This window comes from Bradyrhizobium sp. CCGE-LA001, assembly GCF_000296215.2.
GTDB lineage: Bacteria > Pseudomonadota > Alphaproteobacteria > Rhizobiales > Xanthobacteraceae > Bradyrhizobium.
In genome coordinates this window covers 850,147-870,250 of sequence record NZ_CP013949.1, presented here as the reverse complement: position 1 = coordinate 870,250, position 20,104 = coordinate 850,147, and the positions used below count along the sequence as shown (strand labels likewise).

At 65.8% G+C, this 20,104-nt stretch carries 16 protein-coding genes; 4 read left to right on the top strand and 12 right to left on the bottom strand.

Translation table 11 applies throughout. The annotated features are described in order from the left end of the window. Positions 1 to 75 precede the first annotated feature (75 nt). The 3 genes from BCCGELA001_RS04130 to BCCGELA001_RS04120 are packed head-to-tail and all read left to right on the top strand — an operon-like array spanning position 76 to position 2,651. A complete protein-coding gene (locus BCCGELA001_RS04130; RefSeq protein WP_008542884.1) occupies positions 76 to 744 on the top strand; it encodes a transferase hexapeptide repeat family protein in 669 nt (222 codons plus the stop codon). Continuing rightward, on the top strand, positions 741 to 1,934 hold the full coding sequence (locus tag BCCGELA001_RS04125; protein ID WP_060734688.1) for an alpha-D-ribose 1-methylphosphonate 5-triphosphate diphosphatase: 1,194 nt from the start codon (positions 741 to 743) through the stop codon (positions 1,932 to 1,934). The genes BCCGELA001_RS04130 and BCCGELA001_RS04125 overlap by 4 nt, the downstream gene beginning before the upstream one ends. 18 nt (positions 1,935 to 1,952) lie before the next feature. After that, complete coding sequence (locus BCCGELA001_RS04120; RefSeq protein ID WP_008542878.1) at positions 1,953 to 2,651, top strand: DUF1045 domain-containing protein; 699 nt, start codon at positions 1,953 to 1,955, stop codon at positions 2,649 to 2,651. Positions 2,652 to 2,660: 9 nt separating this feature from the next. Here BCCGELA001_RS04120 and BCCGELA001_RS04115 read toward each other — a convergent pair whose 3' ends face one another. The 12 genes from BCCGELA001_RS04115 to BCCGELA001_RS04060 form a co-directional block, all read right to left on the bottom strand. Next, positions 2,661 to 3,248, bottom strand: a complete 588-nt coding sequence (locus tag BCCGELA001_RS04115) for a hypothetical protein (RefSeq protein ID WP_144441679.1) — start codon at positions 3,246 to 3,248, stop codon at positions 2,661 to 2,663. Positions 3,249 to 3,331: 83 nt separating this feature from the next. Beyond that, complete coding sequence (locus BCCGELA001_RS04110; RefSeq protein WP_060734686.1) at positions 3,332 to 4,732, bottom strand: selenium-binding protein SBP56-related protein; 1,401 nt, start codon at positions 4,730 to 4,732, stop codon at positions 3,332 to 3,334. Between the two features lie 182 nt (positions 4,733 to 4,914). Continuing rightward, the gene (locus BCCGELA001_RS04105; RefSeq protein WP_060737475.1) at positions 4,915 to 5,856 is read right to left on the bottom strand and encodes a dihydrodipicolinate synthase family protein; all 942 of its coding nucleotides are present in this window, start codon (positions 5,854 to 5,856) and stop codon (positions 4,915 to 4,917) included. 125 nt (positions 5,857 to 5,981) lie between these two features. Next, on the bottom strand, positions 5,982 to 8,063 hold the full coding sequence (locus BCCGELA001_RS04100) for a methyl-accepting chemotaxis protein (RefSeq protein WP_060734685.1): 2,082 nt from the start codon (positions 8,061 to 8,063) through the stop codon (positions 5,982 to 5,984). Between the two features lie 112 nt (positions 8,064 to 8,175). Continuing rightward, complete coding sequence (locus BCCGELA001_RS04095; protein WP_008542870.1) at positions 8,176 to 8,946, bottom strand: enoyl-CoA hydratase; 771 nt, start codon at positions 8,944 to 8,946, stop codon at positions 8,176 to 8,178. After that, positions 8,943 to 9,392: a MarR family winged helix-turn-helix transcriptional regulator gene (locus BCCGELA001_RS04090; RefSeq protein WP_008542868.1), complete on the bottom strand. Its 450-nt coding sequence runs from the start codon at positions 9,390 to 9,392 to the stop codon at positions 8,943 to 8,945. The genes BCCGELA001_RS04095 and BCCGELA001_RS04090 overlap by 4 nt, the downstream gene beginning before the upstream one ends. Positions 9,393 to 9,440: 48 nt before the next feature. Further along, entirely contained in the window at positions 9,441 to 11,102 is a 1,662-nt protein-coding gene (locus tag BCCGELA001_RS04085; RefSeq protein ID WP_060734684.1) for a tannase/feruloyl esterase family alpha/beta hydrolase, read from the bottom strand. Between the two features lie 76 nt (positions 11,103 to 11,178). Beyond that, positions 11,179 to 12,423, bottom strand: a complete 1,245-nt coding sequence (gene serA / locus BCCGELA001_RS04080; RefSeq protein WP_060734683.1) for a phosphoglycerate dehydrogenase — start codon at positions 12,421 to 12,423, stop codon at positions 11,179 to 11,181. 150 nt (positions 12,424 to 12,573) lie between these two features. Next, positions 12,574 to 13,806, bottom strand: coding sequence for a rhodanese-like domain-containing protein (locus BCCGELA001_RS04075; protein WP_008542855.1), 1,233 nt, complete (start codon positions 13,804 to 13,806; stop codon positions 12,574 to 12,576). A gap of 74 nt (positions 13,807 to 13,880) precedes the next feature. Continuing rightward, positions 13,881 to 15,074, bottom strand: coding sequence for a PepSY-associated TM helix domain-containing protein (locus tag BCCGELA001_RS04070; protein ID WP_008542854.1), 1,194 nt, complete (start codon positions 15,072 to 15,074; stop codon positions 13,881 to 13,883). Positions 15,075 to 15,076: 2 nt separating this feature from the next. Beyond that, positions 15,077 to 17,407 (bottom strand): TonB-dependent siderophore receptor, encoded by a 2,331-nt coding sequence (locus BCCGELA001_RS04065; RefSeq protein ID WP_060734682.1) that lies wholly within the window; start codon positions 17,405 to 17,407, stop codon positions 15,077 to 15,079. Between the two features lie 215 nt (positions 17,408 to 17,622). Continuing rightward, complete coding sequence (locus BCCGELA001_RS04060) at positions 17,623 to 18,507, bottom strand: dihydrodipicolinate synthase family protein (RefSeq protein WP_060734681.1); 885 nt, start codon at positions 18,505 to 18,507, stop codon at positions 17,623 to 17,625. 181 nt (positions 18,508 to 18,688) lie between these two features. Between BCCGELA001_RS04060 and BCCGELA001_RS04055 the strand changes: the two genes are divergently transcribed. Then, positions 18,689 to 20,101, top strand: a complete 1,413-nt coding sequence (locus BCCGELA001_RS04055) for an FAD-binding oxidoreductase (RefSeq protein WP_060734680.1) — start codon at positions 18,689 to 18,691, stop codon at positions 20,099 to 20,101. The last annotated feature ends 3 nt before the right edge of the window (positions 20,102 to 20,104 follow it).

The following is a 20,104-nucleotide window of genomic DNA, read 5'->3' as shown; positions in this document are numbered from 1 at the left end:
CCTGTCATCGCTACGTCATGACATCGTCATCAAACCGCTCGAAGAGGAACGCTCCGCCCACGCCCTGGATACGATATGGCAGCCAAAGCTCTTTCGATTCAGCCGACCATCGACCCTTCGGCCACACTGCACGAGACGAGGCTCGGCGCCTATACCGAGGTCGGCGCGCGCACCATCCTGCATGAAGTGGCGATGGGTGATTACTCCTATGTCGTCAACGATGCGCAGATCACCTACACCACCATCGGAAAGTTCTGCTCGATCGCTGCGATGACGCGCATCAACCCCGGCAATCATCCGATGCACCGCGCGACGCAGGCGCACTTCACCTACCGATCCAGCGCCTATTTCGAAGGCGAAAGCGACGATGCCGAATTCTTCGCCTGGCGGCGCCAGCATCACGTCCATATCGGCCATGACGTCTGGATCGGCCATGGCGCGATCGTGCTGCCGGGCCGCAACATCGGCACCGGTGCGGTGATTGCGGCCGGCGCCATCGTCACCAAGGACGTACCGGCCTACACCATCGTCGCCGGCAATCCCGCCCGTATCGTGCGGCGGCGGTTCTCGGAGGAAATTTCCGGACGGCTCGCGAAGCTGGCTTGGTGGGACTGGGATCACGACAAATTGCGCAAAGCGCTGCCTGATTTCCGCAAGCTCGGGATTGAAGATTTCCTGGCGACATACGAAGCACAGGCGAGCTCCTTCCCCGGGTCTCCCAGCAAACGAAGCGCGGTCGCGTGACAGAGATATTCCTTGAAGGCGGCCGGGCCCTGATCGGCGCCGAGCTCGTCGAAACCTCACTCCTCGTGTCCGGAGCGGACATTGTAGAGATCGATGGCTCACGCGGCCGTTCGCGGCTGGCGATCGATGCGCGCAACCTGCTCGTGCTCCCCGGCATCGTCGATCTGCATGGCGATGCCTTCGAGCGCCAGATGATGCCGCGCGCCGGCGTCGACTTTCCGATCGACGTCGCGCTCGCCGACAGTGACCGTCAGGCGATCAGCAACGGCATCACCACCGTGTTTCACGCCACGACCTGCTCGTGGGAACCGGGCCTGCGCAGCGCCGACAATGCGCGCGGCCTGATGGAGGCGATCGAGCGACAGCGCCCGCAATTCGCCGCCGACACCCGCTTCCACCTGCGCCACGAGACCTACAATCTCGACGCCGAAGCCGAGATCAGCCAGTGGCTCGCCGAAGGCCGCGTCGACCTGTTCGCCTTCAACGACCACATGGACGGCACCGTCGCCGACATGGCCAAGCCCCGCAAGCGCAACCGCATGGTCGAGCGCACCGGCCTTTCGAGCGAGGATTTCGACCGGCTCGTCGGGCTCGTGGTCGCGCGGGCTGGCGACGTGCCGGCCTCGGTAGCGCGACTGGCCGCGACGGCTCGCGCGACGGGGGTGCGGATGCTCTCGCACGACGATGCGACGCCGGCGATGCGTCAGGAGTTTCGCGAGCTCGGCGCATTGATCGCCGAGTTTCCGATCAATGAGGAGACGGCGCGAGCAGCCGCAAGCCACGGCGATGCCATCGTCTACGGCGCGCCGAACGTCGTGCGCGGCGGCAGCCACACCGGCTGGACCAAGGCGTCGGACATGATCGCCAAGGGTCTCTGCTCGGTGCTGGCGTCGGACTATTATTATCCTGCACAGCTGCTCGCCGCATTCCGCCTCGCCGCCGACGGCGTGCTGCCGCTGACGGAAGCGTGGGACTTGGTCTCCGCCGGCCCCGCGCGTGCCACCGGTCTGACCGATCGCGGTGTGCTTGCCGAGGGACGCCGCGCCGACATCCTGCTCGTCGACGACAGCGTGGCACTGCGACCGCGGCTCATCGCGGTGATCTCGGGCGGCAAGCTCGTGCACCTCACCGATGCCACGCGGCTGCTCGCAGCGGTGGCAACGCCGCGCGAGGCTGTCGCCGCGGCCTAAATTGGCTATGCTGAGGTGATGACAGGTTTTCCCCGCTACGCGATCTATTTTGCCGCCGGCTCTGACAGCGCCCTCTCCCGCTTCGGAGCCGAGCTGCTCGGATATGATGCCTACACCGGCGACGAGCTGCCGTTTCCGCACGACGCACTGCATGTCGCGCCGGATTGGCGCGACATCACTGCCGATCCCCGCAAATACGGCTTCCACGCCACGTTGAAGGCACCGATGGCGCTCGCGCCTGGCCGGACCGAAGCCGAGCTCGCGGCCGCCTGCGCGGCCTTCGCCGGCACGCCGCGGCCGATCCCGACGATCCGGCCGATCGTCGATTCCATCAGCGGCTTCATCGCCGTCATTCCGGCCGAACCGCTCGATGCGCTGCAAGGGCTCGCCGCCGATTGCGTCCGCGCGTTCGATTCGTTCCGCGCCGCGCTCACGGCGGAGGACCGCGCGCGGCGCAAGCCCGATAAGCTGAGCGAACAGCAGCGCGACCATCTCGACCGCTGGGGCTATCCTTATGTGATGGAAGAATTCCGCTTCCACATGACGCTGACCGGGCGGCTGGATGCCGCGCGACGCGGGCCGATATTGGAAATGCTGCGGCGACGGTTTGCAGCGCTGGGGCTTGATGCACTTGAGATCGACCGGCTCGCGCTGTTCAAGCAGGACGATGCCAAGGCTCGCTTCCGCATCATCGGTGAGTGGGCGTTGACGCGGTAGACTTCGCCGTCAACTCGCAAGATTGAAGGCGAGCGCCAGCGCGCCGACCAGAATGAGGCTGGTCGCCCAGACAGCATCCAGATTGAACCAGCTTCGCGAGACAAATTTCAAACCCAGATAGCGGTAGACCAACCACGCCAGACATCCGCCGGCGCTGACCATGGCGACGACGTGCACCAGGGAGACCAGCATCGTCATGGCGAGACTCGCCTTCATCAGCGCGCCCGCCGCCTGGTGGCCGGCATCCAGCTTGTAGGCCTGGCAGAGCCCGAGATAGATCGGCACGAGCATCAAGGCGGCGCCGTGGGCAATGGCGACGGCAAACGACCAGAGCGCCAATTGCGTCGGCGGAATCCGTGCCAGCGCGCGAGGATGACTCCGCGCGAACAAACGATAGGCGCCGAAGCCGATGACGACAAGGCTTGCGACGAGCTGGACCGGGCGCTGCCACTCGGCCAGCACGAGCAGAAATGCGAATGGCAGCAGCACGAGAAGCGTTGCCAGGAGATGGCCGGCCCACAGGGCCCACAACGCGCGGAAGAGCGCGCGTGGACTCTTGTCCATGAGCCCGGCCGAAACGGCGAGCGGCCATCCCATCCCCGGATTGATCCCGTGGTAGAGACCGCTCGCAACAAGCGCCAGCCAGAGCCAGCCAATCGCCGGGCTCGCCTGCCCCCAATCTAGACCGACGGGTAGCAAAAGGAGTCCGTCGAACAATCGCCGCCCTCCAGCCTGATCTGGTGCGCACGATATCCGTCGGGGAAGCTCACGAAGTAATCCTTGTCGAGTTCGAGACCGCCGTTGCGACCGGCATTGGCCATGACCTCAACGCCCGGAACGCCGTCGGGATAGAACTGGTCGTCCCAGGTGGAATAGAGCGAGTTGGTCCAGTACACGCGCCGGCCGTCGCGGCTGACCTCGACCATCTGCGGCCCGGCCGCAAAGGCCTTGCCATTTGGATGCGGGGTGCGGCGCGCGATGCCGCCGATATGGACCGAGCCCGCGAGCTTCGGCTTTCTGGGATCGCTGACGTCGTACTGACGCATTTCACCCGTGCCCCAGCACGAGACATAGAGGAACCGGTCATCCATCGACAGGTCGATGTCGGTCACCAGCGGCGGCACCGCGCCAAAGCCCTGCAGCAGCGGCGGGAGCTTCTCCTTTGGCGCGGGCTCGGGCGGGATCGTCGCCGTCTTCTCGGCATGGAATTTTCCGCCTTCGCGCCACCACGTCCAGATCGACGCCTCGAGGTTGGTGGTGTCGACCACGACACCAACGAAGCCGTATTCGCGAACCGGATCGTGCGCCGGTCGTACCTCCAGCGCCATTTGATGATTTGCGCCGAGGTCGATGGTCTGGACGTTGCGGCGGGCGCGAAGATCCCAGAAGTGGAGACGGTGGCCATATTTGTTCGCGAGCAGATCCTCCGGGACGATCCCGTTCTCGAACTGCGGCGGCAACGCCCATTCGCTCGTCACCATGTAGTCGCGCGGCAGGTTCCACCAGAAGTCATAATGCAGCGTCTGCGGACCGCGGTCGATCTCCCATCGTCCAAGAACCTCAAACGTCTCGCAATCCATGATGAAAACGCCTGGAGGTCCGCTGGTGCCGTCCTTGCCGCCGCCGCCCAGCGTGCTGACGTAAATGCCGTCCGGCCCGCAATGGATCGTGTGCGGACGCGAGTAGCCCGTCTTCTTGAAGACTTCATCGGGCTCGATGATCTTGTGAATCTTGGCTTGGGTCGGATCGGGCTTGGTGTCGATGATATAGATCCGCGACGAGCGCAGCCCGGGGATGATGAGATAGCGCCGCTCGACAAAGGCGTGGCCGGTGAGCGGCGACAGAGCGGAGGAGCAGGCATTCCAGCCGAAGTGATGAAACTCGTCGCCCTTGTTGGGCATCGTCACGGTGTGGACGATCTGGCTGTAGGTCGGCGATCCCGGCTTGACGTCGATGACCGCGAGAGCATCGGGCTTCGAGAAATCCGGGCTGAGCAGCAAAGTGTAGGCAAAGTTTTCCGCAGGTGCTTCCATCGCAAGCCTGGGCGATGCGTGGAAGGTGGGATCCGGCCTCATCGTCATGGCACTGCCTCCCTTTGTCGGTTCGGGCCAACCTGGCTTGGGATAACGGCATAATGAAGAGGTGTTGGGCGATGTCTTGAGACTGCTCCGCGGCTTGGTTGGCGAGCTTACGATACTTGATCACCGGGCCGGGGGAAACCGGCTGAATCGGCCAATTCGACGCCTTAGCCGAACGCTTGGCGCTACTTTCCCCACCGCAGCGCCAGCGCATCGCGCTCCTTGGCGAGCTCCAACAGGCCCGCGCGCGTCGCGGGATGCAGCGGCTGCAGCGGGTGGCGCACCGCGTCGGACTTGATCACGCCACCGGCCTGCATCATGACCTTGCAGGCGATCAGGCCGCATTGGCGATTCTCGTAATTGATCAGCGGCAGCCAGCGCTCATAGGCGGCCTTGGCTTCCTCGCGCTTGCCGGCAAAATAGGGATCAATGATCTGGCGGATGCCGTCGGGATAGCCGCCGCCGGTCATCGCGCCGGTGGCGCCGGCATCGAGATCGGCCAAGAGCGTGATCGCCTCCTCGCCGTCCCAGGGGCCTTCGATGTCCTTGCCACCGGCCTCGATCAGGCTGCGCAGTTTCGAAGCCGCGCCTGCGACCTCGATCTTGAAATAGCGGATGTTGGAAAATTCGCGCGCGAGCCGCGCGAGCAGCTCGACCGAGAGCGGCGTGCCGGCGACCGGCGCGTCCTGGATCATGATGGGAATGTCGATCGCACCCGACAGTACCTTGAAGAATTCGACGATGCCTTTCTCGGGCACCCGGAAGGTCGCGCCGTGATAGGGCGGCATCACCATCACCATGGCGGCACCGGCCGCCTCGGCCTGCTTGCTGCGCGCGGCGCAGACGGACGAGCTGAAATGCGTGGTGGTGACGATCACGGGAACCCGGCCGGCGACGTGTTCCAGCACCGCATGCATCACGGTCTCGCGCTCGGCGTCGGTGAGCACGAACTGCTCGGAGAAGTTGGCGAGGATGCAGAGGCCGTTCGAGCCGGCATCGATCATGAAATCGATGCAGCGGCGCTGGCCCTCGAGGTCGAGCTCGCCGCGCTCGTCGAAGATGGTGGGCGCGACCGGGAACACACCGCGATAGGGGCGCTGGGCCTTGTGTTGTGGCGTGACCGGCATCGAACTCTCCATCCCTGATATCTTGCGTCTGTTGCCGCCTACGTGACGCGGCGCCACAGATGTACCCGCCGCGCGAACTCGCGGCAATGCCGAACGCAGGGCGTCAGGATGGGAATGAGGCGAGACTACGCGGTCTTCACCGCGCCCAGGAAGCCCTCGACCGCAACGCGGAGACGATCGGCGTCGGCCGACATCTTCCTGACGGAGTCCGAGAGCACCGTGCCGGCGTTGCCGGTCTCCTGATTGAGGCTGGCAACGCTGCCGATGGTGTCGGTGACCTCGCGGGTGCCCTGGGCCGCCTGCTGGAAGTTGCGCGAGATCTCGGTGGTGGCCGCGCGCTGCTCCTCGACGGCGGCGGCAATCGCCGTCATCTTCTCGTCGATGCCGCTGATGGCGCCGCCGATCGAGCGGATGGCGGCGACGGCCTGGCCGGTGGCGCCCTGGATCTCCGCGACCTGGCGCGAGATCTCTTCCGTCGCGGTCGCGGTCTGCGCCGCGAGGCTCTTCACCTCGCCGGCGACCACGGCGAAGCCGCGGCCGGCCTCGCCCGCGCGCGCCGCCTCGATCGTGGCATTCAGGGCCAGAAGGTTGGTCTGGGCAGCGATGGCGTTGATCATCTTCACGACCTCGCCGATGCGGCTTGCGGTCTGGTCGAGGATCTCGACGGTCGCATTGGTCTGCGCGGCCTGCGCGACGGCCTCGCGGGCCTCGCGCGCGCTCGACTGCACCTGCGCGGAGATCTCGCCGACGGATGCGGAGAGCTCCTCGGTTGCGGCTGCGATGGTCTCGAGATTGTTGGTGGCCTGCTCGGCCGCGGAGGAGACTGCCGCGGTCTGGCTGCTGGATTCCGAGACCAGCGAGCGCACGTTGGTCGCGGTGGCATCGAGCTCCCGCGTCGACGCCGCGACGCTGTGGATGACGGCCTGCACGGTATCGTCGAAGCTGCGGCAGGCCGCATCGACCGTGCCGGACCGGGCGAGCTGCAGCGCCTGCTGCGATTCGCGTTCCAGGCCCAGGCGTTCCGCGGTCGCCGCGCTCTCGCGCAGGCTTTCCAGCGCAGCAGCCATGGTGCCGAACTCGTCGGGATGGCGGGATTGCGGCACCGGCGTCGCATAGTCGCGCGCGCTGATGCGGGCGATGGCATCGAGAATGGCGCGCACCGGGCGCATGAGGCGGTTGCGCACCACGAACACGCCGGCCAGGGTCACGGCCAGCGCCAGCACGAACGCGAACGATTGCACGATGAGATTGGTGAGGGCCTTCGCTTGAACCGCCTCCGCGCGCGCGATCGACAGGTCGAGCGCCTTGTGTGCGACCGCGACGATGGACGCAAACGGCGATTGGCACAGCGCGTTCCATTCCGAGGCGGGCATCGCCGGCCGGCCGCTGCCGTCCAGGTTCTTGGTGACTTCGCCGATCTGCTTGAGGGCGCCGTCGGTCTTGGCGCGTGCCTCCTTGGCCGTGTTAACGAGGTCCGGCGTCACGTCGGGCGCGGCCAGCAGCTCCTCCATGCCGGTCCAGCCGGCGGTGACGATGCCGTTCCAGCCGGCGACGGTCTGCTTTTGGGCGTCGTCGAGCGGCTTTGAGCTGTTGACGTTCGAGCGCAGGGTCGAGCACTGGATGCCGTAGCGGTCACGCACCTGCCAGGCGAGGCGACGGGCTTGGATCATACGGGCGATATAGGGATCGTTCATCCAGGCGCGGTTCGACACCGCGGTGGATGCGAGATTGGCGGTCTCGATCACCTTGGTGACGGCATCGTACCAGGGGGCGGTGCGCTCGACCTTGCGCTCGGCGCGGGGCAGCTTGGCCTCGTCGTAGAACAGCTGGAACTTCGGCGCGGCCTCGCCCCAGCGCTGCTTCAGCGTGCTTGCGAGCTCATCGCGCCGGGCGAATTCGACGGTTGCAAGCGCGGCGACGATGGCGTCAAAGCCGGCCTGCTCTGCCTTCTCGGCGGTGCCGAGCTTGGCGCGCGGATCGTCCTCGCCGAGCAGCGCGCTCTGGGCATCGCCGCGATTGTTGCGCAAGGACAGCACGCCCTGGAAGATCGCCTTGTCGGCGTTCGCCAGCCGCTCGGTCTCCAGGCTGTCGCTGTAGCGGCCGAACGCCCCGAACATCTGGATCGCCGTGCTGGTCAGCGCGCCCACCGCCAGCAGGGCCATCAGGACCAGGAGAAGCGTGCTTACCGATTTCTTAAACATTGCCATGGGCGAGAGGCCTACTCTTCACAAGGAGGCCACCCTGCACCGCGACATGCCAAGGTTTGGTTAAGACTTTAATCAAATATCTGCTGCGCTGTCCCAGCGCGCCCGCGTTCCCTCACGCGACCTTCGTAAAATCCGGCGGACGGCGCTCGGCAAAGGCAGTGAACGCCTCACGCGCCTCCGCGGTGCGCAGGCGCTGCGCGAACTGCTCGCCTTCGGCCTGCATCTGCGCGACCAGCACCTCGCCGTTTCGCATCAGCTTCTTGGTGGCCGTGAGCGCACCGGCCGGCTGGCGGGCAAGTCGCTGCGCGAGCGCCAGCGCCTCGGCGTCGAGCTTGTCGAGCGGCACCACGCGGTTGGCGAGGCCCCATTCCAGTGCGGATTTGGCGGGAACGGCCTCGCCGAGCGCGAACATCTCATAGGCGCGGGCATAACCGATGCGCGCCGGCATCAACAGGCTGGAGGCCGCTTCCGGCACCAGCGCGAGGCTGACGAACGGCGTCGACAATTGCGCGTTATCCGCGAGCACGACGAGGTCGCAATGCAGCAGCATCGTGGTGCCGACGCCGACGGCGCGGCCCTGCACCGCCGCAACCAGCGGCCGGATGCAGCGCGCCAGCGACTGGATGAAGCGCACCACGTTGCGGCTGCCTTCCGATTTTCCGACTGCGACGGCCGCGAATTCACCGACGTCGTTGCCTGCGGTGAACATGTCGCCCTCGCCGCGGATCAGGATCACGCGGGTCGATGGATCGAACTCGGCGGATTCGATGGCGTCGGCGAGCTTGCCGTACATCGCATCCGTGAGGGCGTTCTTCTTGTCGGGGCGCGCCAGCGTGAGGGTGAGAATTCCACCGTTGTTCTCGATCCGGACGTGCTCGGTCATTGCTCTGCTCCTCTTGGAAACTTGTCCTGAATGCTCGTCAGCCAGCGCGCGACGATGTCGATCTCCGCGGCCGTAAATCCTTCCGTCAGCGCCGCATTGACCTCTGCCGCGCCGGCCTTCGCCTGAGCCAGCGCGGTGCGTCCCTTCGGCGTCAGCCAGATCCGCCAGGCGCGTCCGTCCTCACGGTCGGCCCGCCGCTCTATCAGCTTCGCCGCCTCGGTGCGATCGACCAGGCCGGAAATGCCGGCCGGCCCCAGATCGAGCGCCGCGCCCGCCTCGCCCATCAGCACGCCATCCTGCTTGCCGAGGATGAACAATAGCCCGGCCTGCGCCGGCGTCACCTCGCTCTCGGGCCGCGTCGCCATCCAGCGCTGCAGCCGGCGGTGCGCGACGCTCAGCAGGTAGATCAGCCGATGGTGCCGCGCGCCGGCGCTATTATTTCGCATGCGAAATATCTAGCTGAGCGCGCGGCGGTTGTCAAACGAGCGGTTCGTCTACGGCGCGCAGGTAAAGCTCGAAGCCTCCGTCACCGAACCACTCTTGTAGTGCGGCCAGGACGGCCAGCGGCACAGCGGCAGCGCACGCGTCACTGCAAAGGACGGCGCCTCCACCTTCTGCTCGGTGACTTCGAGGTCGCCCGGCGCCTTGCCCTTCTCGACCCAGTCGACCAGCACGCTCAGCATGTCGACATTGGCCGGCGCGCCGGAGCCGACATGGTCGACGCCGGGCGCGGTGTAGAGGCGGGCGAACTCGGCGGTCTCTGCCTTGCCGAGCTTGCGCTCCACGCTCTCGAAATAGCGGATGCCGGCATAGGGGCTCTGCGCGTAATCGGCCATGTGCTCGAGCATGATCAGCCGGCCGCCGCGGGCCCGGAAGCGGCTGAGATCGGGATCGGTCGAATCCATCAACCTGGAGACTTCGAGCAGCCGCGCTTTGTGCTCCTCCACCTTGTAGGTGGTGACGTCGAGCTTCGGATCGCGCGCGAACACATATTGAATGCCGCCGGCGCCGTAGATCCAGGCGATGCCGTTGTTGGGTGTCGGCGGCTGCGCGGGCGGCGCGGTGCCGAGCCACCAGGCGACCCAGCCGCCGGTCGGGCCGACGGCCGGTATGTCCTCGCCGGAGATGCCCCAACCCGGATAATCGTCAAGACCATTGGCGAGCGGGAACGGGAATTTGTAGGTCCCGTGCAGCGTGTTGACGGCCTTGATCTGCGCCTCGGTGAGGCATTGATCGCCGCTCTGGCCCGCGGCGCAGCGCAGCGTCTCAACCTTGAATGCCGCCTTGCAGGACACGGGATCCTGCACCAGCGCATCGTCAGAGCCATCGGCCTTGTCGCAAGCCGAGCGCACCGCATCGCCCACGAGCTTGACCTGCGCCGGATTGATCCAGCCCTCGCCCATGGTCGCAAGGCCCGCGCGCGTGCCGGCATGCTGCAGGCCGACCCAATTGATTACGGGCACGCGGGCGAAAATTCCGTCGAAATCGTCGGGATAGCGCTGCGCCATGGTGAGGCCCTCGCGGCCGCCCTCGGACGAGCCCATGAAATACATCTTCTCAGGCATCTTGCCGTAAGCGCGCTGCATCAGCGCGACGGCGGCATCGCGCACCTTCTTGTAGGCGCGATGAGCAAAGTTCTCGAACGCTTCGTCGTTGAGTGCGAAAACCTGCGGCGGCTCGCCCTGCTTGGTCTCGTGACCGGAATCGGTGCCGTAGGTGACGAAGCCACGCGCGAGCGGCGACGGCTTGTCGAACGGATAGGCCGGCGGCAACGCCAGGCCGGTGATCAGCACGCCGTTGAAACCGCCGCCGCCATATTGCAGCGAGCGGCCGTTCCACTCGACCGGAAGATTGACCTGGAATTTGATCGGCGGCGCCTTGGGATCGGTGGGATCGATATGCCCGAGCACCTTGCAGAAGGCGGGATTGGCCGGCGTGACGCGTCCCGACGGAGTCGGCCCGCGCTCGGCGACGGCGAGCGGCGACGGCGCCTGCAACGTCGCGGCATCGATCTTCACGATGTCCGCGCCGCCAACGAGACCCTTGCAGACGGCCTCGGCATCTTCCGCCAGCGTCGCCGCCGAGGCGCAGTTTGCAGCCAGCAAGGCCGCCGCGCCGACGGGCAATGCACAGAGCTTCGCACGCAGTTGCGCCATCGTTTCCCCCGTTTCTATTGTTGTTCGATCAGGAGGCCGCATTGAAGTCGACCGACGGCCGGCCGTCAATGACGCTCTAGTGCTCGAACACCAGCCGCGCCCCGACCGTGCCTTCGAGGCTGCGGATCTGATCGAGCAGCGCCGCTGAATCCTGGCCCGCGAGATCGGCATCGAGCACGACATAGCCGAGGTCGCCGGCGGTCTCGAGATATTGCGCGGCAATGTTGATGTCGCGCTGCAGGAAGACCTCATTGAGTCTTCGCAGCATGCCCGGCACGTTGCGATGGACGTGACTGAAGCGCGCGCCGGAGGGGCGAAGATGCAGCTGCACCTCCGGGAAGTTCACCGCGCCCATGGTCGATCCCGTGATGAAATAGTCGACCAGCTTGCGTGCGACTTCCCCGCCGATGCGCTCCTGCGCCTCCTCGGTCGAGCCGCCGATATGCGGCGTGAGGATGACGTTCTCCAGGCCCTGCACCGGGCTGTTGAAGCGATCGGAATTCGAGGACGGCTCGACCGGAAACACGTCGACGGCCGCGCCGGCGAGATGACCGTCGCGCAGCGCGCGCGCGAGCGCATCCAGATCAACCACGGTGCCGCGGCTGTTGTTGATCAGAAACGAGCCGGGCTTCATCGCCCGCAGCTCCTTCTCGCCGATCATCCCGGCGGTTTCCGGCGTCTCGGGCACGTGCAGGCTGACGACGTCGCTCTGCGCCAGCAGGTCTTCCAGCCGCTCGACCGGCTCGGTGTTGCCGTGGCGAAGCTTGTCGGTGCGATCGAAATAGATCACGCGCATGCCCATGGCTTCGGCCAGCGTCGAAAGCTGCGAGCCGATATTGCCGTAGCCGACGATGCCGAGCGTGCGGCCGCGCACCTCGCGGCTCCCCGTGGCCGACTTGTCCCAGCCGCCGTCATGCGCCGACACCGACCGCGGAAAGATCCGCCGCAGCAGCATCACGATCTCGCCGATCACGAGCTCGGCGACGCTGCGCGTGTTCGAGAACGGCGCGTTGAACACGGGAATGCCGCGCTTGCGCGCCGCCAGGAGATCGACCTGGTTGGTGCCGACGCTGAAGCAGCCGATGGCGAGCAACCCATCGGCTGCTTCCAGCACGTCATCCGTGATCTGGGTGCGCGAGCGGATGCCGAGCAGGGACACGCCCTTGAGCGCCCGCCGCAAATCCTCGCCGTCCAGCGCCTTGGTTAGCCGCTCGACATTGGTGAAGCCCGCGCCCTTGAAAAGGTCGACAGCGCTATCATTGACGCCTTCGAGCAGCAGTGCCTTCGCAGTCCGCTCGGGGCTTTGGCCTGGGGCTGGCATGGTGTCTCCGTAAGTAGCAGCTTTGCCGCAGCTCTTAGACCGCGGACGGTGCGCGGCACAATAGGGCGTGGATACGGGGAGAAGATGGCGGGCGGCAGGGAGGGGCTACCAAACGGCATCGCCTTTGCGCGGAGTTGACGGACGACAGAATCAAATCACGTAGAATCCGTGCGTGCCGTCGAGCCTGAGCTGTTCGACCAGCCCATACTCCCAATCGAGATAAGCCTGCATTGCGGCTTCGGCGACGTCGGTACCTTCATAGGGCCGGCGATAACGATGTGCCGGGTCCGGCTTAGGCAGCACCAATGGCGGGCCGATTTCGAGCGCACCGTCATAGCCGCCTTCGAGCACATAGACCTCCCAGCCCATCTGGGCGAGCCATGACGCCGTCATGTCGGCACGGACACCCTTGTCGTCAGTCAGGAGAATGCGTGCGCCGCGCACCGGCGCCGCCATGTCGGTCTCCTGAACGAGCTGGCCGCCAGGATAGTGACGGAAGCCCGGCAGATGGCCGGCGGCATATTCCTCGGCGTCGCGCACGTCGAAGCGATAGAGCGTGCGATCAGTTTGCGCGAGCAGCGCGGCCATCTCGCTCGCACCGATATGCCGAACGCCGGCGCGGTAAGCGACGTCGCGGGCATTGGCCGGACCGCCCTCGAACGGTCCGATCGCGCCGCGCCTGTCGGCACCGTGGTCGAGTGTGTGTCGCGCCAGCGTCCAGCCGATGGTGCCATTGCGCAGCGCGCGCACCTTGTTGGGCACGCCGGCATTGATCAGCGACTGCGTGCCGATGATCGAGCGCGTGCGGCCGGCGCAATTGACGATGATGGTGGTTTCAGGATCGGGCGCGGCCTGTCCCGCCCGCAGCACCAGCTCAGCGCCGGGCACACTGACCGAGCCCGGAATGTTCATGGTCGCGTATTCGTCGAAGCGGCGGACGTCGAGGATGGCGATGTTGGCCTTGTCCGCGATCAGCTTTGCCACCTCGTCGGCGCTGAACGAGGGCGTGTGCCGGCGCGACTCGACCAGTTCGCCGAAGGCCTTGGAATAGGAATTGACATCCTCGAAGACCTGATAGTCCGCCGCGCGCCAGGCCTTCAGTCCACCGTCCAGCGCGCTAACGTTGGTGTAGCCCAGCGCCGCAAGCCGCTCCGCACCCACTGGGACGAGGCCTTCGCCGTCATCGTAAAGCACGATCGGAACGTCCTCGCGCGGCAGCCGGACCTCGGCCTCGACGGCGATCCGATCGGCCGCCATGTTGGCGGCGAACAGCGGATGTCCGGTCGCGAACGCCGCCTCATATCTGAGATCGAGCAGCGCGATCTCCTCGCGCAGCAGCAGCGCGCGGCGGATCTCGGCGGGGGTGACGGTGGAAAGCTTCATGGCGGGGACCTTGACGAGAACAGGCCATGGGCTTTTGAACGATTGTCGCCGGCTTGGCTAGCCTTCGTGTCCGCTCACTCGCCGGGAACGAGTCGGCCGAGCGGCGGCTGCGCCGGACGCCGCAGCTTGCGGCGCGACAGATAGAGCAGGATGCCGGTGACCGAGAACAACGGCATCAGCGCCGCCGCGATCATGAAGGCGAGCTTGCCCGCCCAGCCCAGGATGGCACCGCGATGGATGTCGAGCATGTTGGCGATGATCTTCTCGCCAAGGGTCTTGTCGGCGTACCGCTCCGCGGAAACCAATTGTCCCGAGACGGCATCGATGCGGAATTCGTCGCGCGTGGTGTCGAGCGTCGTCTCCTTCGCCCACGACCGGATCCGGATCACCGTGCCGGGGCCCGCCGGCAGCGTCAGCAGGGCTTTCGCGAAATGGCCACCCTCCTCGCGCCGGAACGTCGTCCACGCCTGGTCGAAACCGATCGCTTGCGCCTCGATACGGCCGGCCTCACCCGGCGGCTTTGCAGACATCTTGGGCTGCATCTTGGCCGTGGCGACATGCGGCCGCGACAGCAGCCAGACCACACCATCCTTGTACCAGTCGAACGAGTACCAGAGCCCGGTGAGCGTCATTATCAGATAGACCGGAAGCACCCAGGTGCCGACGACGGCATGCAGCGAGCGATGCAGAGCGCGGCCGCCGAGCGAAAGATTCGGCTTCAGCCACATCTTCACGCTGCCGGCGCGGCGCGGCCAGCGCAGCACGAGGCCGGAGATCAGCATCACGATCAGGCCGAGCGCGGCGACGCCCGTGACCTGGCGCCCCCACCCCTTGGCGTCGCCGGGGATCAGCAGCCAGCGATGCAGCTTGCGCACAGTCGCGAAGAACTCCTCGCCGCGCGGCGAGCCCAGCACGCTTGCGTCATAGGGGTCGACATAAAGCGAAGCCGGCCTCGCGCCCTGCTCGTCGCGGCCGAAGCGAACCCGCACAGCTGCGGACGGATCGCTCGACAGCATGACGGCGGAGACTTTGCCGACATCCTGCGTCGCCTTCAGCCGCGCGACCAGCTCGTCGGGCATCAGCGTCGGCGCTGCCCGCGGCGCGACGTGCATGATACCGGCGTTGAGATGATCGACGATTTCGTCCTCGAAACTCATGATCGCACCGGTCAGCGCGATCAGGGCGAGCAGCAGCGCGAGCACGAGGCCCGCGATGGAATGGACCTGGAGCAGGGCTGCCTTGATTGTGTGTCCCCGCCGCACCGCCATCGCTAGAACTTCACCGTTGCCGACAACGACACGCGCCTCGCATCGCCGACGGCGACGTTCAGATTGTTGACCGCGGATGGATAGTAGACCTTGTCGAACAGATTCTTGACGTTGAATTGATAGATCACCGGGAATTGCTCGTACCTGGTCTCGTAGGTCGCGAAGATGTCGGCGACCACGTAGGAGGGCAAGAAGAAAGTGTTGATGGCATCACCGGGGCGGTCGCCGACATAACGCGCGCCGCCACCGAGGCGGAGCCGGCCCGGCAATGCGGTCCCGAAATCGTGGACCAGATAGAGCGAGGCCGTGTTCAGGGCGACGTTCTGCAGCTTCTTGCCGAGCAGCGTCAGATCCTCGGACGCCGTGACGCGCGCATCGGTATAGCCGTAACTGCCGATCAGCGCCCAACTGTCCGTGAGCCTGCCGGTGACGTCGACCTCGACGCCGCGCGAACGCGCACGGCCGACGGTGTGAAGCTCGACGATGCCCGCGCTGTTGGTCTTCGTCGTCTGCACGTTCTTCTTGTCGAGGTCGTACAGCGCGACGGTGCCGGAAATGCGCTGGTTGAGATCGAACTTGAGGCCGGTCTCGTAGGACACGCCCTCTTCCGGCGCGACGCGGGAATCGATCACGGCGCCGATCGACGCGATGGTCGAGTTCGGCTTCAGCGATTCGGTGTAGCTCGCATAGAGCGAGATCTGGTCGGTGAGCTTGAAGATGGCGCCGCCGAGCGGAAGCACCTTGTCCTGGGACACGTTGGTGTTGGTGACGAAGGGCTTTCCGCGCCCTGCGATCTGATCATAGTCCATGTAGCGCACGCCGCCGACCAGCGCGAACCAATCGGTTAGATGCAGCGTGTCCTGGAAGAACAGCGACCACTGGCCGAGCTTGTCGGTCTGGGCGCTGTCCGTGTTTGACACGGTCGTACCTGGGCCGATCAGCCCGTAGACGGGATTGTAGATGTTGATGGCGGGCGTCGCCTGCCGGATCAGATTGTCACGGTAGATGGTGCGGTACTGTCCGTCACCCCCGACGAGCACCTCGTTGCGCATGTTGCCCAGCCAGAAGCCGCCGGAGACGTAGGACGTTCCGTAGCTGACATTGCTGAGCGAGCCCTGCGTGCCGTCATTGCTGCGCGTCTCGTTTCCGGTCGTGAAGTTGATGCCGGTGATGCGGAGCTGGTTGGCGCTGAAAGTTTCGGTGTTGTAGCTGTAACCAGCGTAGAGCTTCCAATCCTGGTTGAAGCGGTGCTCGATCGAGGCCTGGATCAGGTCCGACGTGCCCCAGGTGTTGTTGAAGGGCTCGTCCAGCCGGCGCGTGGCGGGCACCGCCAGCGGCGCCTTCGTCACCGGATTGAACGCTGTGCCGCGATCGAACGGATAGATGAACTCGCGGTGCTCGTAGTTGAGCTGCACCGTGGTGTCCTGGCCGTACCAGGCCAGTGACGGCGCCACCAGCATCTCGCGGTGCCGGCCGAAATTGCGCCAATAGTCCTCACTGACGCCGTAGCCGATGAAGCGATAGGCGAGGCCCTGGTCGCCGATCGGACCGGTGACGTCGAGCAGGCCGTCGGCGCCGGTTTTCGAGGCGCTGTAAGCCGAACCGAGCAGCGTGACCGAGCCGTGCTGATAGAGCTCGGGGCGCTTGCTGATGGTGTTGACGATGCCGCCGGGATCCATGATGCCGTAGAGCAGCGAGGCCGGGCCTTTGAGCACCTCGACGCTTTCGACAGCAGGATTGAAGCTGCGGCCCTGTACCAGCGGCATGCCGTTACGCATGATCGAGCCGTCGCGGTTGTCGCCGAAGCCGCGTCGGATCACGGCGTCCTGGCTGCCCGCCAGCGTGTTGGTCTGGGTGATGCCGGAGACGTTGATGAGCGCATCGTCGATATTGCGTGGCAACTGGTCCTTTAACACCTGCTCGGGCACGACGTTGACCGCCTGCGAGGTGTTCAGGGGCGAAGCGCCGCTGCGCAGCGTGGTCGCGCTCGGCATCGCGCGATAACCGAGCTTTGCGGCCTGTTGCGCGGCGGCTTCCACAGCCGCGCGCTCCGAGAGCGTCGGTACGGCGGGCGCCGGATTGGAATTGCGACTGCGCTGGCGCATGGCGGTTTGCGTGCGGCGTGGCGCCTGTTCGGATGCGCGCGCCGGCCGCGGCCGTTGCACCGGGGCTTCCACCGTCACCGGCGGCAGCGAAGATTGCGCCTGCGCGATCGTCATGCTGGAGGAAGATTCAGCGAGCAGCACGGCCGCGCCAATGAGAAGACTTGCACGGCTCTTGCCGGCACGAGTTCGACGGCCATCGACAGGTTGGCCGTCCAGATGAGCAGGCACGATTCACTTCCAGGTCAGACGCAGCATTGACGCTGGCGCGTCTAACAGTCGCAGCGCGTCAAGAGAACCGTAAGTCGGCTTGAATCGCTCTAGTATTGAAGCGTTCTAAAGACAGAGCGCACCGGAGCGCAATCAACAATTGCGGCGACGCCGCTCGTGGCACGCAACACGCGAATTCGCTGCGGCGCGCAGATAGGCCGCGGTCCTGCGCGGACTCACGCGATGGCAGGTGCCATCAACTCGTCGAGCTGTCGCTTGAACGCGGCACCGTCGGACAACGCACGCAGCGGCGGACGCACACGCAGCCAGCCCGCATCGCCGGTCTGCGCCGCCAGGATCGCCTTCAGCGTCGGGAGGAAGGACGGCGTCTTCAATACGACGTCAATCGCAGCTTGCATGCGCGTCTCGATATCCTTGCCGTCGAGCATGCCCTTGACCAGCTCGGGTACGATGTTGGCCATGCCGCAGATGGTGCCGGCGCCGCCGGCGGCGACCGCACGGGCGATGTCGGCCTCGTTGCCGACGGTGATGGCGAGCTCGGGCGCGGCCGCACGGAACGCCTGAAACTGCTTGAAGTCGCCGCTGGAGTCCTTCAGGCCCGCAACGACCTTGCCATAGCGTTTGCGCAGGTTGGCGGCGACGCCGGTCGGGATCGCAACGCCCGAGACCTGCGGGATGTGATAGAGATAGGCGCGCAGCCGGTCGTCGGCGACGCCGTCGATGATCGCGGCGAAGGCATCCTCAACGCCCTCAGGCGTGACGCCACGGTCGAAGTAAGGCGGCAGCACCAGCACGTGGCGCAGACCGAGGCCGAGCACCGCGCGCGAAAGTGCAATGCTGTCGGCAATGGCGGGGAAGCCGCCGCCGATGCCCATGCGCTCCGGTGCGATCCCCGCCTTGAGCAAGGCTTCGATGGTCGTAACACGCTCGGTGACATTGAACGAGGTGCCCTCCCCGGTGGTGCCGAACAGCACGACACCGTCGACGCCCTTGCCGAAGAGCTGCTTGGCATGAGCCGCGAGCTTGGCGGCATCCACGCTGCCACCCGCCGCCAGCGGCGTTGCCGACGCCACCCAGAACCCGCGAATTGCCTCCGTCATCCCATCGCCCTTCTTGCTGCGAGCTCGGACGCAAGCCTTTGATCCGGAACGATCTAGGCTGTGTTCTGAGTCATTGTTTTTACTTTACTTTTAATCTTGTACCTTACATACAAGACCGGTGCAAATCCTTTCCACCCTCGCGGCGCGCATGAGGCGCAGCTGATTTTAGCGGAGGTCTCGCATGGACATGGCAACTCCCCTTGGGCGTGCTGACCAACTGCTCGGCGCACTGCGTGACAAGCTCGGCGCGGCGGCGGTGCTGACCGGCAGCGAAGTGCCCGCACGCAATTGCAACGATTGGAGCGCGAGCCTGCCGCAGACGCCGCTGGCGGTGATCCGTCCACTCGACGCGCAAGGCGTTGCCGATGCGATTGCGACCTGCCGAGAGGCCCGACTGCCGTTCGTGCCGCAAGGCGGCTTGACCGGGCTGTGCCGCGGCGCCTCGCCTGAAGCGGGCTGGGTCGCGATCTCGCTGGAGCGCATGAGCGGGATCGAGGAGATCGATCCCGCATCGGCGACGATGACGGTGAAATCAGGCACGCCGCTGGAGACGATCCAGAAGGCCGCGGACGAGGCCGGCTTCTTCTTCCCGCTCGATCTCGGCTCGCGCGGCTCCTGTGCGATCGGCGGCAATCTCTCGACCAATGCCGGCGGCAACCGCGTGATCCGCTACGGCATGACGCGCGAGCTGGTGCTCGGTCTCGAAGTGGTGCTGCCTGACGGCACCATCATCACCAGCCTCAACAAGCTGATGAAGAACAATGCCGGCTATGATCTGAAGCATCTCTTCATCGGCTCCGAAGGCACGCTCGGCATCATCACCCGCGTGGTGCTGAAACTGTTTCCAAAGCCGCGCTCGACCATGGCCGCACTTTGCGCGTTGAAGGACTATGCTGCGGTGGTCGCGTTGCTCGGCGCCGCGCGCAGCGGGCTCGGTCCGCTGCTATCGGCCTTCGAGGTGATGTGGCCGGACTATTGGGACGTGATCACCAATCGTGCCGGCGTGAAGCCGCCGGTCGCGGCGCGTCACGGCCTCTACGTGCTGGTCGAAGCGCAAGGCACCGACGAAAGCGTCGATGCGCCGCGCTTCCAGGCCTGGCTCGAAGAGCTGATGGAGCGCGGGCTGCTGGCGGATGCCGCCGTGGCGCAATCGCTGGCGCAAACGCAAAGCTTCTGGCGCGTGCGCGACATCTGCGCCGAGTTCGGCCAGGTGCTGGGCCCGCACATCTCCTACGACATCGGACTTGCGGTCAACCGGATGGATGAATTTGCCACGCGCTGCAAGGCTGCGCTCGCCGCCGGCATCGAGGGCTGCGAGAGCGTCTATTACGGCCATATCGGCGACGGCAATCTGCATCTGGTCTCCTGGGTCACCGGCCTTCCCGTCGAGCAGCAGCCGAAGGAGGAGATGGACGCGATCATCTACGGTCTCGTGCGCGAGCTCGGCGGCAGCGTCTCCGCCGAGCACGGCATCGGCACGCTGAAAAAGCAGTGGCTGGGGCACGCCCGCAGCGAGCCCGAGATCGCGCTGATGCGGACGCTGAAGGCCGCGCTCGACCCGGACCATCTGCTCAATCCCGGCAAGGTGATCTGAGGG

Coding starts and splice junctions, on each gene's coding strand:
- BCCGELA001_RS04095 (WP_008542870.1), bottom strand. CDS start 8,946: ATGACCGAGCACGTCCGGATCGAGAACAACGGTGGAATTCTCACCCTC.
- BCCGELA001_RS04110 (WP_060734686.1), bottom strand. CDS start 4,732: ATGACGATGAGGCCGGATCCCACCTTCCACGCATCGCCCAGGCTTGCG.
- BCCGELA001_RS04055 (WP_060734680.1), top strand. CDS start 18,689: ATGGACATGGCAACTCCCCTTGGGCGTGCTGACCAACTGCTCGGCGCA.
- BCCGELA001_RS04075 (WP_008542855.1), bottom strand. CDS start 13,806: ATGAAGCTTTCCACCGTCACCCCCGCCGAGATCCGCCGCGCGCTGCTG.
- BCCGELA001_RS04090 (WP_008542868.1), bottom strand. CDS start 9,392: ATGCGAAATAATAGCGCCGGCGCGCGGCACCATCGGCTGATCTACCTG.
- BCCGELA001_RS04130 (WP_008542884.1), top strand. CDS start 76: ATGGCAGCCAAAGCTCTTTCGATTCAGCCGACCATCGACCCTTCGGCC.
- BCCGELA001_RS04105 (WP_060737475.1), bottom strand. CDS start 5,856: ATGCCGGTCACGCCACAACACAAGGCCCAGCGCCCCTATCGCGGTGTG.
- BCCGELA001_RS04060 (WP_060734681.1), bottom strand. CDS start 18,507: ATGACGGAGGCAATTCGCGGGTTCTGGGTGGCGTCGGCAACGCCGCTG.
- BCCGELA001_RS04120 (WP_008542878.1), top strand. CDS start 1,953: ATGACAGGTTTTCCCCGCTACGCGATCTATTTTGCCGCCGGCTCTGAC.
- BCCGELA001_RS04100 (WP_060734685.1), bottom strand. CDS start 8,063: ATGGCAATGTTTAAGAAATCGGTAAGCACGCTTCTCCTGGTCCTGATG.
- serA (WP_060734683.1), bottom strand. CDS start 12,423: ATGCCAGCCCCAGGCCAAAGCCCCGAGCGGACTGCGAAGGCACTGCTG.
- BCCGELA001_RS04070 (WP_008542854.1), bottom strand. CDS start 15,074: ATGGCGGTGCGGCGGGGACACACAATCAAGGCAGCCCTGCTCCAGGTC.
- BCCGELA001_RS04115 (WP_144441679.1), bottom strand. CDS start 3,248: ATGGGATGGCCGCTCGCCGTTTCGGCCGGGCTCATGGACAAGAGTCCA.
- BCCGELA001_RS04085 (WP_060734684.1), bottom strand. CDS start 11,102: ATGGCGCAACTGCGTGCGAAGCTCTGTGCATTGCCCGTCGGCGCGGCG.